This window comes from Streptomyces sp. NPDC001070 (assembly GCF_053598835.1).
Genome location: NZ_JBSFLB010000009.1, coordinates 177820 through 192990, shown reverse-complemented (window position 1 = coordinate 192990; position 15171 = coordinate 177820). Strand labels below are relative to the sequence as shown.

Below are 15171 nucleotides of genomic sequence, written 5' to 3'. Positions count from 1 at the left end.
CGCCGCCGCGCCGCACAGAGGGTGGTGCCGCGCCGACTCGGCACCACCCCCGGTCTCGCTTCACCGTCGTACGGATTCAGGGTTCCGTACGAGTAGCGTGATGCGCCGTCACTGTCCGTCGAATGCGCGCATATTCGCAACCGTTGCAGACAGTTGCAAGGTATTGGCCGGATATCCCACCGGACGGACCGGACCGGCGGCACCATATGCACATGGTGTGGCCGCGGAGAACCGCCGCGGCCACTGCCGGAGCGCAGAACGCGCTGCGCACACGGACGCGGGGAGCACCATGAGCCAGGATCCGATCGACGCTCGGTCGTTGTCGGTCCAGTCCGTCCAGGAACCGCGCCGTTCCGCACGGCTGCTGGCCGACATGCGGGAAGCCGCACTGGGCGGCGGATCGGGGGGCACGGTGCCCAGACCCATCATCCAGGACTCCTGGCGGCGTGCCCTCGACCGCGGCGTCGACCCGGACAACGGCAGCCCCACGGGCATGCTCACCGCCGACGAGATCGAGGTGCGCAGGCGCCGCACGCCGCTGGGCGACGTGCTGCCCGCGCTGCGCGACGGCCTGGTGTCGGTGGCCGACGAGGCCCGGCACATCATGGTGGTCACCGACCCCGAGGGCCGCGTGCTGTGGCGGGACGGAAGCCTCGCCGTCCGCAGGAGCGCGGACCGGCTCGGCTTCGCCGAGGGCGCCTCGTGGTCGGAGGAGACCGTCGGCACCAACGCGATCGGCACCGCCCTGGTGGCCGGACGGCCGGTGCAGGTGCACTCCTCCGAGCACTTCGTACGGGTGCACCACCAGTGGACCTGCGCCGCGGCCCCGCTGCACGACCCGCGCGACGGGCGGCTGCTGGGCGCGGTCGACGTCAGCGGGCCCGCGGCCGGGATGCACCCCGCGATGCTGTCGCTGGTGACCGCGGTGACCAAGGTCGCCGAGGGCGAGCTGCGCAGCCGGCACTGGGCGGCGGTCGACCGGCTGCGCTCGGTGGCGGCCCCGCTGCTCGCCCGGCTGCCGGGCCGGGCGGCGGTCGTGGACCCCAACGGCTGGACGGCCGCCGTCACCGGGATGCCGCCGGTGGACCGCATCACCCTGCCCACCGCGCCGAGCGCCGGGCGGACGTGGGTGCCCGCGCTCGGGACGTGCACCCTCGAACCGCTGCCCGGCGGCTGGCTGGTGCGGGTCGCCGCGCCGGAGGAGGAGCGCCCGGCACCCGGGCACGTGGTGCTGGACCTCAGCCGCCCCCGCTCGTGGACGGTGAGCGTCTCGGGTGCGGCGGGCGGCTGGTCGCAGGAGCTCAGCCCGCGCCACGCCGAACTCCTCTTCGTCCTGGCCCTGCACCGCGACGGGCGCAGTGCCGCCGAACTGGCCGGCGACCTGTTCGGCGACCCCTCCCGCACGGTGACCGTGCGGGCGGAGATGTCCCGGCTGCGCCGCACCCTGGCCGGGGTGCTCGACCACCGCCCCTACCGCTTCGCCGACGGCGTCGAGGTCGAACTGCTGCGTCCCGCCCACCCCGCCGACCTGCTGCCGCACTCCGCGGCACCGGCGGTGCGCAGCGCGCGCTTCGGGGACTGACCCGGGCCCCGGGATCCGCTGCCTCGATCAGCCACGGCAGCGAGCCGTGGACCGCACGCGCCCGCGAGGCCGCAGAATGTGGCGCATGAGCACTACCGTCACGGTGACCACGTGGTCCCTGGAGCAGACGTCCCACGCCGATCTGCGGCCCTCGCTGGAGCCGGATCCCGCGACCTCGGGCATCCGCATCATGCGGGCCGAGGTGCCGTCCCCGGAGTTCAGCCGCTTCCTCTACACCTCGGTGGGCGCGGACTGCGCCTGGACGGACCGCCTGCCGTGGACGTACGAACAGTGGCGGGCCTTCCTCGACCGCCCGGGGGTCGAGACCTGGGTGGCCTACGACCGCAACACGCCCGCCGGCTACATCGAGCTGGACCCGCAGGACGACGGCCAGGTCGAGATCGCGTACTTCGGGCTGCTGCCCGCCTTCCGGGGGCGGCGGATCGGCGGCCACCTGCTGTCCGTCGGCATCGCCCGGGCCTGGGACCTGGCGGAGCGCTGGCCGGACCGGACGCCGACGAAGCGGGTCTGGGTGCACACCTGCAGCCTGGACGGGCCGCACGCGCTGGGGAACTACGAGAAGCGCGGCTTCCGCATCTTCCGCACCGAGACGGGGGAAGAGGAGGAGAGGCCCGTCACCGGGCCCTGGCCCGGAGCCCGGTAGGGACCGGCGGGCGGAGAGGGGCGGGCATGGATGTCGTCGGGGTCGGGGCGCTCAACCTGGACCTCATCACGGGGGCGTCCGCCCTGAACGGAAGCCCCGTGCTCGCCCGGCTCGGCGAGCACATGCGGCTGCGCCCGCCGCCGGTGAGCGGCGGCGAGCGCATCGTGGACGAACCCGCCGTCCGCGCGGGCCTGGAGTGGCTGCGGGCCGAGGGGGTGCCTCTCACCCCGGAGCCGGGCGGCTCGGCCTTCAACACCCTGCACGCGCTGGCCCGGCTGGGCCGCGGATTGCGGCTCGGGTACGTGAGCGTCGCGGGCCGCAGCCCGCTGGGGGCCACCGGCCCCGTCGCCGTCCTCGACGGGCTCGGCATCGACCGGCGGATGGTGGCGGCCGACCCGGACCGGCTGTGCGGGATCTGCCTGTCCGTATACGACGGCGGGGAGCGCACGCTGCTGACGCACACGGGGGCGAACACCGGCATCGCCGGTCATGTGCGGGAGCGTTTCGAGGAGATCGCCGGGTACTTGGCGTCGGCCCGGGTGGTCCATGTGACCTCCTTCCTGGACCCGGACGGCGGGGCGGCGCTGCACCGGCTGCTCGTGGAGGTGCGGCGGCGTTCGCCCCGGACGCTGATCAGCTTCGACCCGGGCCACGCCTGGTCGGCGGAGCCGACGCCCGATGTGCTGGCCATGGCGGCGATGAGCGACTACCTGCTGCTCAACGGCCGGGAGTTCGCGGACCTCGGCCGGTTGCGGCCGCACCGGGACGGGGCGGCCGTGGTGAAGTACCCGGACCGGGTGGAGGTGCACCGGCCCGGAACCGTGGAGCGCTACGCCCACCGTCCGCTTCCGGACAGCCAGGTGGAGGACGCCACCGGGGCGGGCGACGTCTTCGCGGCGGGTCTGCTGGCGGCGCTGGTCGCGGACCGCGCCCTGATCGGCGCGGGGGTGCGGCTGGGTTCGGCGCTGGCGGGTCACAAACTGCGTCATGTGGGGACCCGCGGGCACGGCGGATTTCGGGCCATCGCGGCCGATTTCCTCCGCCCGCCGAGCCCTGTCAGGTGACGGCCACCACAAACGTCCCGGCATGCGAGATGATCAGGTCCACATAATGGATAGCGGTGGACTGCCCGGAGATCCCCGTGACACGCTTTCGACATGTCTCGCACTGGAATCGCCTTGATAGGTCGGCTGCACGTCGATCTCGGACGCATGTCCAGCGCCATCTGTCGGGCGTGCTGAGCACCCGCCGCCGCCTCACCCAGCACTGACCCGGCCGTCCCCGGCCTCGCGGGCGCGATGACGCGCCGACGCTTCCCGCTGCTCGCGGCGGTTCGGCGTATCCGCAGGCCAAGGGGGCTCCTCGGGCTACGACCAACCCTGTTCCAGCCTGCCAGAAGGACTGCATCGCCATGGCTTCCACCCCTGACCAGCCGATCGCCGCCGCGCGCCGCAAGGTGAGCCGCCACCGCGGCGAGGGCCAGTGGGCGGTCGGCCACATGACGCCGCTCAACGCCAACGAACAGTTCAAGCGGGACGACGACGGTCTCAACGTGCGGACGCGCATTGAGACGATCTACCGGTACCGCGGCTTCGACGCCATCGACGGCGCGGACCTGCGCGGACGCATGCGCTGGTGGGGCCTGTACACGCAGCGCAAGCCCGGGATCGACGGCGGCAAGACCGCGATCCTGGAGCCGGAGGAGCTGGACGACAAGTTCTTCATGCTGCGGGTCCGCATCGACGGCGGCCGCCTGACCACCGAGCAGCTGCGCGTCATCGGCGAGGTCTCCCAGGAGTTCGCCCGCGGCACCGCCGACATCACCGACCGGCAGAACATCCAGCTGCACTGGATCCGCATCGAGGACGTCGCCGAGATCTGGCAGCGCCTGGAGGCCGTCGGCCTGTCCACCACCGAGGCCTGCGGCGACACCCCGCGCGTCATCCTGGGCTCGCCCGTCGCCGGGATCGCCGAGGACGAGATCATCGACGGCACCTGGGCCGTGGACGAGGCCCACCGCCGGATCGTGGGCAACAAGGAATTCTCCAACCTCCCCCGCAAGTTCAAGTCGGCGATCTCCGGCTCGCCGCTGCTGGACGTGGCCCACGAGATCAACGACGTCGCCTTCGTTGGCGTCCGCCACCCCGAGCACGGCCCGGGCTTCGACGTGTGGGTCGGCGGCGGCCTGTCCACCAACCCCAGGATCGGTGTCCGGCTGGGCGCGTGGGTGCCGCTGGAGGAGGTCCCGGACGTCTTCGAGGGTGTCATCTCGATCTTCCGCGACTACGGCTACCGCCGGCTGCGCACCCGCGCCCGGCTGAAGTTCCTGGTCGCCGACTGGGGCGCGGAGAAGTTCCGCCAGGTGCTGGAGGACGAGTACCTGGGGCGCAAGCTGGCCGACGGCCCCGCCCCCGACCAGCCGGTCCAGCAGTGGCGGGACCACGTGGGCGTGCACCGCCAGAAGGACGGCCGCTACTACGTCGGCTTCGCGCCGCGCGTCGGCCGGGTGGACGGCACCACGCTCAGCAAGATCGCGGAACTGGCGGAGGCGCACGGCTCCGGCCGGCTGCGGACCACCGTCGAGCAGAAGATGATCATGCTGGACGTCGAGCAGGACCGGGTCGACTCGCTCGTCGCGGGCCTGGAGGCGCTGGACCTCCAGGTGAGGCCCTCCCCCTTCCGGCGCGGCACGATGGCCTGCACCGGCATCGAGTTCTGCAAGCTGGCCATCGTCGAGACCAAGGCGCGCGGTGCCGCGCTGATCGACGAACTCGAGCGCCGGCTGCCGGAGTTCGACGAGCCGGTCACCATCAACATCAACGGCTGCCCGAACGCCTGCGCCCGTATCCAGGTCGCCGACATCGGCCTCAAGGGCCAGCTGGTCCTGGACGGCGACGGCAACCAGGTCGAGGGCTACCAGGTCCACCTCGGCGGCGCCCTGGGCCTGGAGGCCGGCTTCGGCCGCAAGGTCCGCGGACTGAAGGTCACCTCGGACGAACTGCCCGACTACGTCGAGCGTGTCCTGAAGCGCTTCCAGGCGGAGCGTCAGGACGGCGAGCGCTTCGCGCAGTGGGCGGCCCGGGCGAGCGAGGAGGCGCTGTCGTGAGTGAGCGCGCCGCGCCGTTCTACTGCCCCTACTGCGGGGACGAGGATCTGCACCCCGCCGAACAGGGCCATGGCGCCTGGGAGTGCCGCTCCTGCAACCGCGCATTCCAGCTGAAGTTCCTGGGCCTGCTGGCCCGGGGGCTGCAGGCCGAACCCCGTGATGGAGGCCCTTCGTGACCACCGCGCAACGGCACACCGCGGACGAACTGCAGGCGCTGGCCGAGCAGGCGGGCCGCGACCTGGAGGACGCCCCGGCCCTGGACGTCCTGCGCTGGGCCGCCGGCACCTTCGGGCCCCGCTTCTGCGTCACCTCCTCGATGGAGGACGCGGTCGTGGCGCACCTGGCCTCCCGTGTCGCTCCCGGGGTCGACGTGGTCTTCCTCGACACCGGCTACCACTTCCCGGAGACGATCGGCACCCGCGACGCCGTCGCCGCCGTCATGGACGTCGAGGTCATCACACTGTCGCCGCGTCAGACCGTCGCCGAGCAGGACGCCGAGCACGGACCGAAGCTGCACGACCGCGACCCCGACCTGTGCTGCGCGCTGCGCAAGGTCAGGCCGCTGGAGGAGGGCCTGACCGGCTACGACGCATGGGCGACCGGCCTGCGCCGCGACGAGTCCCCGACCCGGGCGGACACGCCGGTCGTCGGCTGGGACGCCCGGCGCGGCAAGGTCAAGGTCTCCCCGATCGCGCGCTGGTCGCAGGAGGACGTGGTGGCGTACATCGCCGAACACGGCGTGCTGACCAACCCCCTGCTCATGGACGGCTACGCCTCGGTCGGCTGCGCCCCCTGCACCCGCCGGGTGCTGGAGGGCGAGGACGCCCGGGCCGGCCGCTGGGCGGGACGGGCCAAGACCGAGTGCGGGCTGCACGGCTGATGACGACGGAACAGACTTCTCGGGAGCGGCGGATGAGCGTGAGCGGCACAGGGGCCACGGTATGGCTCACGGGTCTGCCGAGCGCGGGCAAGACCACTATCGCCCACGCGCTGGCGGAGCGGCTGCGCGGCGACGGCCACCGCGTGGAGGTCCTGGACGGCGACGAGATCCGCGAGTTCCTCTCCGCGGGCCTCGGTTTCAGCCGCGAGGACCGGCACACCAACGTGCAGCGCATCGGCTTCGTCGCCGAACTCCTCGCCTCCCACGGGGTCAAGGTCCTGGTCCCGGTCATCGCGCCGTACGCCGACAGCCGCGAGGCCGTCCGCAAGCGCCATGACGCTCAGGGCACGGCCTACCTGGAGGTGCACGTCGCCACCCCGGTGGAGGTCTGCTCCACGCGCGACGTCAAGGGCCTGTACGCCAAGCAGGCCGCGGGCGAGATATCAGGGCTCACCGGTGTCGACGACCCGTACGAGGCACCGGAGACCCCCGATCTGCGGATCGAGACCCAGGACCACACCGTCGAGGACTCAGCGGCGCTGCTGACGGCGCTGCTTGTCGAGAGGGGACTCGTGTGAGCTGGGGGCACCTCCCGGCGACAGCCGGGGGAGCACGCGCGGCCACCGGGCCGCACCCGACCGGCCGGCAGCGCGTTCGCCGCGCGGGCGGACATGGGGGCACCACCCAGGCGCGAGCTCTGGGGGAGAATGAAGGAGGCGCAGCGTGACCACGGTGGTCGCAGTCGACGAGAGCACCGGGAACCCCTACGCGCTGTCGCACCTGGACACGCTGGAGTCCGAGGCGGTGCACATCTTCCGCGAGGTGGCGGGCGAGTTCGAGCGGCCGGTGATCCTCTTCTCCGGCGGCAAGGACTCCATCGTCATGCTGCACCTGGCGCTGAAGGCCTTCGCCCCCGCGGCGATCCCCTTCTCACTGCTGCACGTCGACACGGGCCACAACTTCCCCGAGGTGCTGGAGTACCGCGACCGGACCGTGGCGAAGCACTCCCTGCGGCTGCACGTCGCCTCGGTGCAGGACTACATCGACGACGGCCGGCTGCGCGAGCGCCCCGACGGCACCCGCAACCCGCTGCAGACGGTCCCGCTGACCGATGCCATCCAGCACGAGCGCTTCGACGCGGTCTTCGGCGGCGGCCGCCGGGACGAGGAGAAGGCCCGTGCCAAGGAGCGGGTGTTCTCGCTGCGCGACGAGTTCTCGCAGTGGGACCCGCGTCGCCAGCGCCCCGAGCTGTGGCAGCTGTACAACGGCCGGCACGCCCCCGGCGAGCACGTCCGGGTGTTCCCGCTGTCCAACTGGACCGAACTGGACGTGTGGCAGTACATCGCCCGCGAGGGCATCGAGCTGCCGGAGATCTACTACGCCCACGAGCGCGAGGTGTTCCGGCGAGCCGGCATGTGGCTGACCGCGGGCGACTGGGGCGGCCCCAAGGACGGCGAGACCGTCGAGAGCCGGCTGATCCGCTACCGCACCGTGGGCGACATGTCCTGCACCGGCGCGGTGGACTCCGACGCGGCCACCATCGAGGCCGTCATCGCCGAGATCGCCGCCTCCCGGCTCACCGAGCGGGGCGCCACCCGGGCCGACGACAAGCTCTCCGAGGCCGCGATGGAAGACCGCAAGCGCGAGGGGTACTTCTAGCCATGACCACCGGCACCACCGCCGAGCAGCTCTCGGCCACCTCCCTGCTGCGCTTCGCCACCGCGGGCTCCGTCGACGACGGCAAGTCCACGCTGGTCGGCCGGCTGCTGCACGACTCCAAGTCCGTGCTCGCCGACCAGCTGGAGGCCGTCGAACTCGCCTCCGCCCGCCGCGGCCAGGACGCACCGGACCTGGCGCTGCTCACCGACGGCCTGCGCGCCGAGCGCGAGCAGGGCATCACCATCGACGTGGCCTACCGCTACTTCGCCACGCCGCGGCGCCGGTTCATCCTGGCGGACACGCCGGGGCACGTGCAGTACACGCGGAACATGGTCACCGGCGCCTCGACCGCCGAGCTGACCGTGATCCTGGTGGACGCCCGCAACGGCGTCGTGGAGCAGACCCGCCGGCACGCGGCGGTCGCCGCCCTGCTGCGGGTCCCGCACGTCGTGCTCGCGGTCAACAAGATGGACCTGGTCGACTGGTCGGAGCCCGTCTTCGCCGCCATCGCCGAGGAGTTCACCGCGTACGCCGCGTCGATCGGCGTCCCGGAGATCACCACGATCCCGATCTCGGCCCTGGCCGGTGACAACGTCGTGACCCCGTCGGCGAACATGGACTGGTACGGCGGCCCGACGATCCTGGAGCACCTGGAGACCGTCCCGGTCGGCACCGACCCCAGCAGCCACCCGGCGCGCTTCCCGGTGCAGTACGTCATCCGCCCGCAGACCGCCGAGCACCCGGACTACCGCGGCTACGCGGGACAGATCGCCTCGGGCGTGCTGCGCGTCGGCGACCGCGTGACGGTGCTGCCGTCCGGGCTGACCAGCACCATCACCGGCATCGACGCGCTGGGCACGGCGGTCGACGTGGCGTGGGCACCGCAGTCGGTGACGCTGCTGCTCAGCGACGACCTGGACATCTCCCGCGGCGACCTGATCGCGCCGGCCGCCGCCGCCCCGGAGACCACCCAGGACGTCGAGGCGACCGTGTGCCACCTGCACGAACGGCCGCTCAGGGTCGGCGCGCGCGTCCTGCTGAAGCACAGCACGCGCACGGTCAAGGCGATCGTCAAGCGGCTCCCGTACCGGATCGACCTGACACGGGGCCTCGAGCACGAGGACGAGCCGGGCGAGTTCGGCGTCAACGACATCGGCACGGTGGTGCTGCGCACCTCGGAGCCGCTGCCGCTGGACGCGTACGCGGACTCCCGGCTCACCGGCTCCTTCCTGCTGATCGACCCGGCGGACGGCACCACGCTGACCGCCGGCATGGCGGGTGAGGCCTTCGCCGCCCGCAACGCCACGGCCGCGGGCGACGCGGCCGGTGACGACGAGGGGTGGGACTTCTGATGGCGTTCGACGACGCCTTCGCCGGATTCGCCAAGGAGGGCGGTCGCGTCGGCAGCGGCTGTCTGGGCAGCGGCACGGGCGGGGTGACGCGATGTGCGCGCTGACCTCGTCTGAGCTCCGCACCTGCGCCGCGCCCGCGGCACCGCACCACCGAAAACCAGACAGCCACCACCCTGGCGCGCCCTAGAGAGCGCGAGCCGGGGCCACCGAGAGGAAACACCTCCCGTGACTGCCGATCGCACCACTGCCCCGAGAACGTCCGCCCGCCGCCGCCTCATAGCGGGCGCCGCCCTTCTGCCGCTGCTGGCGCTGGCCGCCTGCGGCTACGGCTCCGAGAAGAAGGACGACACCACCAACGCGGCCGCGAGCAGCGGCACCAGCAAGAAGCTGTCCGCCTCGACGGTGAAGATCGGCTACTTCGCGAACCTGACGCACGCCACTGCGCTGGTGGGCCTCAAGGAGGGCTTCTTCGCGGACGAGCTCGGCTCCGGCACCACCATCAAGGAGTCGGTCTTCAACGCCGGGCCCGCCGAGATCGAGGCCCTCAACGCCGGTTCCATCGACATCGGCTGGATCGGCCCCTCGCCCTCCGTCAACGGCTGGACCAAGTCGGGCGGCACGAGCCTGAAGATCATCTCCGGCTCGGCCTCGGGCGGCGTCAAGCTGGTCGTCAACCCCGAGAAGATCAAGTCCCTCAAGGACATCAAGGGCAAGAAGATCGCCACCCCGCAGCTCGGCAACACCCAGGACGTGGCCTTCCTCAACTGGATCTCCGAGCAGGGCTGGAAGGTCGACGCCACCAGCGGCAAGGGCGACGTCTCCGTCGTCCGCACCGACAACAAGATCACCCCCGACGCCTACAGGTCCGGCTCCATCGACGGCGCCTGGGTCCCCGAGCCCACCGCGTCCAAGCTGGTGGCGGAGGGCGCGAAGGTGCTGCTGGACGAGAGCACCCTGTGGCCGGACAAGAAGTTCGTCATCACGAACGTGATCGTCTCCCAGAAGTTCCTCAAGGAGCACCCGGACGTCGTCGAGGCCGTGCTGCGCGGCTCGGTGAAGACCAACGCCTGGATCGACGCGAACCCGGACAAGGCGAAGGACGACGCCAACGCCCAGCTGGAGAAGCTCTCCGGCAAGCCGCTGCCCGCCGACGTCATCGACCCGGCGTGGCAGAGCATCCAGGTCATCGACGACCCGCTGGCGTCCACCCTGCAGACCGAGGCCGACCACGCCGTCACCGCCGGCCTGCTGGAGAAGCCCTCCCTCAAGGGCATCTACGACCTGACGATCCTCAACAAGATCCTCACGTCCGAGGGCAAGACCGAGATCGACGACGCCGGTCTCGGCGGCTGACGCCCGGCCAAGCCCCGACAAAGCCCGCAGCCCAGCCCTCAGGAGGTGACGCCATGGCCACCGCACTCACCAAGCAGCCCGCCGTGACGGTCGACGCGGCTCCCTACGCCGCACGGCTCGAGCACGTCTCGAAGTCCTTCGGCCGCCCCGGCGCGGAGACGCACGTGCTGGACGACATCAGCATCGATGTCGCCCCCGGCGAGTTCGTCTGCCTCCTGGGGGCCTCGGGCTGCGGCAAGTCCACGCTGCTCAACCTGGTCGCGGGACTCGACCGGACGACCGCCGGGGGCATCGAGACCCCCGGCGGCCGACCGGCCCTGATGTTCCAGGAGCACGCCCTGTTCCCGTGGCTCACCGCCGGCAGGAACATCGAACTCGCCCTGCGCATGCGCGGTGTTCCGCGCGCCGAACGGCGCCCCGAGGCCGAGCGGCTGCTGGAGCTCGTCCGTCTGAGGGGCGCGTACGGCAAGCGGGTGCACGAGCTGTCCGGCGGCATGCGGCAGCGTGTCGCGCTGGCCCGGGCGCTGGCACAGGACAGCCAGCTGCTGCTGATGGACGAGCCGTTCGCCGCGCTCGACGCCATCACCCGGGACGTCCTGCACGAGGAACTCACCCGCATCTGGGCCGAGACCCGCCTTTCGGTGCTCTTCGTGACCCACAACGTCCGCGAGGCGGTGCGGCTCGCGCAGCGGGTCGTGCTGCTCTCCTCGCGGCCGGGACGCATCGCCCGGGAGTGGACGGTCGACATCCCGCAGCCGCGCCGTATCGAGGACTCGGCGGTCGCCGAGCTGTCCGTCGAGATCACCGAGCACCTCCGGGGGGAGATCCGCCGTCATGGCCAGCACTGAGACGAAGGCAGAGGCAGGGCCGGGCGGCGACCTCGCGGGACTGGAGGCCGGGCTCGACGCGCTGGAGACCCGGTCCGCGACCCGGGTGCCGCCGGCCCGGGTACTGCTCCAGAAGGCCGTTCCCCCGGTCGTCGCCATCGCGCTGGTCCTGGTGGTGTGGCAGCTCGCGTACCACTTCGAGGTCAAGCCGCACTATCAGCTGCCCAGTCCGGCGGAGGTCGGCCGGGCCCTGCAGGACAGGTGGCTCGACGGCACCCTCCTCGGCTACGTCTGGACCAGCCTGTCGCGCGGCGCGCTGGGCTTCGTGGCCTCCGTCGCCATCGGCACGCCGCTCGGCCTCGTCGTGGCGCGGGTCCGGCCGGTGCGGGCGGCGATCGGGCCGATCCTGTCCGGTCTGCAGTCCCTGCCGTCGGTGGCGTGGGTGCCCGCGTCGATCATCTGGTTCGGCCTGACGGACGCCACGATCTACTGCGTGGTGCTGCTGGGCGCGGTCCCGTCGATCGCCAATGGCCTGGTGGCGGGCGTCGACCAGATCCCGCCCCTGTTCCTGCGGGCGGGCCGCACCATCGGCGCCACCGGCATCCACGCCGTGCGCCATGTGCTGCTGCCGGCCGCCCTTCCCGGTTACCTCGCCGGCCTCAAGCAGGGCTGGGCCTTCTCCTGGCGCTCGCTGATGGCCGCCGAGCTCATCGCCACCTCCCCCGACCTGGGCGTCGGCCTCGGCCAGTTGCTGGAACAGGGGCGCGAACTGTCCGACATGCCGAGCGTGCTGGCCGCGATCCTGCTGATCCTGGTCGTCGGCATCGGCATCGAACTGCTCGTGTTCGCACCGCTGGAGCGGTCGGTGCTGCGCAGCCGCGGCCTGTTCACACGGGGCTGACCGTGACCGCGCACCCCGTCCTCCTCGTCGTCGCCCACGGCAGCCGCGACCCGCGGCACGCCGCGACCGTCCACGCCCTGACCGAGCGGGTCCGGACGGCCCGGCCGGGCCTGCGGGTCGAGACCGCGTTCCTCGACCACTGTGCGCCGAGCGTGCCGCAGGTCGTCGACCGCCTCGCCGCGGAGGGCGTACGCGACGTGGTGGCCGTGCCGCTGCTGCTGACCCGCGCCTTCCACGCCAAGGCCGACATCCCCGCGGTCCTGCGCGAGTCCGCGGCGCGCCACGCCCGGCTGCGGGTCCGCCGGGCCGATGTCCTCGGCCCCTCACCGCTGCTGCTGTCCGCCCTGGAGCGGCGGCTGCGGGAAGCTGGGCTGGGCCCCGGCGACCGCCCCTCGACCGGGATCGTCCTGGCCTCGGCGGGCTCCTCCGACCCGGAGGCGATCGCAGTGATCGCAGAAATCGCGCGGGAGTGGCGGCGCACCGGTTGGTGTGCCGTGCGGCCTGCGTTCGCCTCCGCATCCCTTCCCACCACGGACGAGGCGGTACGCAAGCTGCGCGCCGAGGGCGTACGGCAGGTCGCGGTCGCGCCGTACGTCGTCGCGCCGGGCTTCCTGCCCGACCGCATCGCCCGCGGGGCCCGCGCCGCCGGTGCGGACGTCCTCGCCGGCGTCCTGGGCGACGCCCCCGAGGTGGCGCGGCTGCTGCTGCGCCGCTTCGACGAGGTGCTGCTGCCGCGGCTGTCGCTGGCGCTGGCCTGAGGCGGGACGGGGCGCGGCGACGTGGGCGCCTGCGTGCTCGCCGAAGGTGCGGCCGGGCAGGTCGCACGACGTGCCTACGGGCCGCCGGACGGCGAGGGGGCGTCCCCCTCGCGGCGTGCTCCCCGTGGCTCCCCCGGGCCGGGAGAGCCGCCGGCTTGCGTCGACGGACTCCGAACCGGCGGGCGGCGCGCCGTCCGGACACGACGTCCGCCAGGCGTTCGACCTGGCCGGGTTCCGACGACCAGCAGTAGAGCATCACTTCGTCGGCGCCGATGCCGCCGTAGCCGGCGACCGCGTCGCGGATCTGCTCCGGGGTGGTCAGGAGCCCCTCCGCGACTGGGTCGGCGAAGCCGCTGAACGCGTAGTAGGCGCGGATGTTCTGGCGGGCCGCGGTGACCACCTCGTCCGGTCCGAGGGCGACATCGGCCTGGGCGATGAGACGGGGCCGGGCGTGCCCTTCCTTTTCTGCGGCGTCGTTCCGGGAGCGTGATCACCGAGTGCGGCCACCGTACCCCGGCTCCCCGGCCCGGCCCGCTCGTTTCCGTGCCGGCCTAGTAGTAGTGGCGCAGGGCGGGCCACAGCTGTGACCACCGCCCTTTCGGGCCCGTGCACAAGACGATCGCGGCGTGCTGTTCCTCGTTGTCGACGTCCTGCCCGTTGTCGACGCGGCCGACCCGGCGGCAGCCGGTGAAGTGGCGTTCGACGCCGCCGGCGTTCTCCTGACGCACCAGCAGTACCGGGCCGGTGGCGGAGTCCGGCGGCGGGCCCCAGTCGGCGAAGCTCATGTGGGCGGAGTAGGGGGCGGGCAGACCGAGCCGGGGACCGTAGTGGTCGAGGGCGCCGGCCTCGCCGTAGTTCTGGGCGAGGACGACGGCACGGGCACGATCACCGGCGGGGATGCCGGACCAGGCGTCCGCGACGGCTTCGGCGAGTTGCGGCCAACCGATCTGCTCGCCCTGCTCCTCGTTGACGGCGTTCACGACGGACAGGGCGCCCGGCGGCAGCACCGGCAGCGACAGCAGGGCGGTGACGGCCGCCGTCACCGCGACGCCCGCCCACATGGCGCGGGACCGGTCGGCGAACGTGACGCAGCCCGCGGCAAGGAGCACGAGCAGCAGCGGGAGGCAGTAGTACGGCTTGCCGCCGGCCGCGACGACCAGGACGGCGAGGACGAGGTAGGCGGGGGCGAACGCCCGCGCCCAGCGCAGCGCGGGGTCACGCCACAGCCGCAGCCCGCCCGCGATCCAGACCGGGACGAACACCGGTGAGAGGAAGACGATCTGCTGGGGCACGAACAGGACGCGGTTCTCGGTGCCGTCGTCGGAGCTGATGCCGCCGGCCACCGTCAGCTGGGGCCAGCCGTGCGCCGCCTGCCACCACAGGCTGGGCAGGGCCACCGCGAGCGCGACGGCTGCCCCGGCCACCGGCCACCGGCCGCGCAGCGCATGCCGCGGGCCGGTGGCGAGCAGGGCCGCCAGGAGGGCGAGGACCAGCAGGCCCACCAGGTACTTGTTCTCCATGCCGATGCCTACGGCCGCGCCCACCACGGGCCACAGGCGGCCGTCGCCGGTGCGCAGCAGCCTCAGCACCAGCCAGCACAGGACCACCCAGGCGAGGACGTCGAAGGTGGCCGTGGAGACCATGTGGCCCACGGCGACAACGAATCCGGAAACCGCCGTGCACGCCGCCGCGAGCACCTGCGCCGCCCGCCCGCCGCCGAGTTCCCTGGCGACGAGGGCGACGACCACGACCGTCGCGGCGCAGGCGAGGGTGGCGACCACCCTCAGCCCGGCCGGTGTGTCGCCGAAGACGGAGGTGGAGAGCCGGGCGGCGAGCGGGGTCAGCGGGGGCTGGTCGACGTAGCCCCACGCGGGGTGGTCGCCGGCGACGAGGAAGTACAACTCGTCGCGGTGGAAGCCGTAGCGGCCGGACAGCGCGGTCAGTACGGCGGCGAGCGCGGCCGCGACTCCCAGAACCGGCGCTGCGGCGAAGGACGCCGTCTCCGCGCGGACGTGCGTACCGGTCATCCCCCACCCCCCGGTGTTCCCCCGACGAAGATACCGGGAGGCGGGCCCGGGGGCCATGCGCG

The 15171-nt window shown here is 72.8% G+C and carries 15 protein-coding genes; 14 read left to right on the top strand and 1 reads right to left on the bottom strand.

Translation table 11 applies throughout. The annotated features are described in order from the left end of the window. The first annotated feature begins 289 nt into the window (after positions 1 to 289). The 14 genes from ACWDAS_RS13915 to ACWDAS_RS13850 all read left to right on the top strand — a co-directional run bounded on the left by ACWDAS_RS13915 (position 290) and on the right by ACWDAS_RS13850 (position 13082). A complete protein-coding gene (locus ACWDAS_RS13915; protein WP_450389539.1) occupies positions 290 to 1582 on the top strand; it encodes a GAF domain-containing protein in 1293 nt (430 codons plus the stop codon). A gap of 85 nt (positions 1583 to 1667) precedes the next feature. Further along, on the top strand, positions 1668 to 2246 hold the full coding sequence (locus tag ACWDAS_RS13910) for a GNAT family N-acetyltransferase (protein WP_450389538.1): 579 nt from the start codon (positions 1668 to 1670) through the stop codon (positions 2244 to 2246). 26 nt (positions 2247 to 2272) lie between these two features. Beyond that, positions 2273 to 3310, top strand: coding sequence for a carbohydrate kinase family protein (locus tag ACWDAS_RS13905; protein ID WP_450389536.1), 1038 nt, complete (start codon positions 2273 to 2275; stop codon positions 3308 to 3310). Between the two features lie 93 nt (positions 3311 to 3403). Beyond that, the gene (locus tag ACWDAS_RS13900) at positions 3404 to 3487 is read left to right on the top strand and encodes a putative leader peptide (protein ID WP_450389609.1); all 84 of its coding nucleotides are present in this window, start codon (positions 3404 to 3406) and stop codon (positions 3485 to 3487) included. Between the two features lie 170 nt (positions 3488 to 3657). Continuing rightward, positions 3658 to 5352 (top strand): nitrite/sulfite reductase, encoded by a 1695-nt coding sequence (locus tag ACWDAS_RS13895; protein ID WP_450389534.1) that lies wholly within the window; start codon positions 3658 to 3660, stop codon positions 5350 to 5352. Next, positions 5349 to 5528, top strand: a complete 180-nt coding sequence (locus tag ACWDAS_RS13890) for a hypothetical protein (protein ID WP_450389532.1) — start codon at positions 5349 to 5351, stop codon at positions 5526 to 5528. Before ACWDAS_RS13895 ends, ACWDAS_RS13890 begins: the two co-directional genes overlap by 4 nt. Then, entirely contained in the window at positions 5525 to 6232 is a 708-nt protein-coding gene (locus ACWDAS_RS13885) for a phosphoadenylyl-sulfate reductase (protein ID WP_450389531.1), read from the top strand. The genes ACWDAS_RS13890 and ACWDAS_RS13885 overlap by 4 nt, the downstream gene beginning before the upstream one ends. Next, positions 6232 to 6810 (top strand): adenylyl-sulfate kinase, encoded by a 579-nt coding sequence (cysC, locus tag ACWDAS_RS13880; RefSeq protein ID WP_450389529.1) that lies wholly within the window; start codon positions 6232 to 6234, stop codon positions 6808 to 6810. The genes ACWDAS_RS13885 and cysC overlap by 1 nt, the downstream gene beginning before the upstream one ends. 145 nt (positions 6811 to 6955) lie before the next feature. Beyond that, positions 6956 to 7891 carry a sulfate adenylyltransferase subunit CysD gene (cysD, locus tag ACWDAS_RS13875; protein ID WP_450389527.1) on the top strand — a complete coding sequence of 312 codons (936 nt, stop codon included), beginning with the start codon at positions 6956 to 6958 and terminating at the stop codon, positions 7889 to 7891. A 2-nt stretch (positions 7892 to 7893) separates the two neighbouring features. Continuing rightward, positions 7894 to 9243 carry a sulfate adenylyltransferase subunit 1 gene (locus ACWDAS_RS13870; RefSeq protein ID WP_450389525.1) on the top strand — a complete coding sequence of 450 codons (1350 nt, stop codon included), beginning with the start codon at positions 7894 to 7896 and terminating at the stop codon, positions 9241 to 9243. 225 nt (positions 9244 to 9468) lie between these two features. Beyond that, positions 9469 to 10596, top strand: coding sequence for an ABC transporter substrate-binding protein (locus ACWDAS_RS13865; RefSeq protein WP_450389523.1), 1128 nt, complete (start codon positions 9469 to 9471; stop codon positions 10594 to 10596). 53 nt (positions 10597 to 10649) lie between these two features. Beyond that, positions 10650 to 11444, top strand: coding sequence for an ABC transporter ATP-binding protein (locus ACWDAS_RS13860; protein ID WP_450389521.1), 795 nt, complete (start codon positions 10650 to 10652; stop codon positions 11442 to 11444). Beyond that, positions 11431 to 12324: an ABC transporter permease gene (locus ACWDAS_RS13855; RefSeq protein WP_450389519.1), complete on the top strand. Its 894-nt coding sequence runs from the start codon at positions 11431 to 11433 to the stop codon at positions 12322 to 12324. Before ACWDAS_RS13860 ends, ACWDAS_RS13855 begins: the two co-directional genes overlap by 14 nt. Positions 12325 to 12326: 2 nt before the next feature. Next, entirely contained in the window at positions 12327 to 13082 is a 756-nt protein-coding gene (locus ACWDAS_RS13850; RefSeq protein WP_450389517.1) for a sirohydrochlorin chelatase, read from the top strand. A gap of 551 nt (positions 13083 to 13633) precedes the next feature. Here ACWDAS_RS13850 and ACWDAS_RS13845 read toward each other — a convergent pair. Further along, positions 13634 to 15109: a glycosyltransferase family 39 protein gene (locus ACWDAS_RS13845; RefSeq protein ID WP_450389515.1), complete on the bottom strand. Its 1476-nt coding sequence runs from the start codon at positions 15107 to 15109 to the stop codon at positions 13634 to 13636. Between the last annotated feature and the right edge of the window lie 62 nt (positions 15110 to 15171).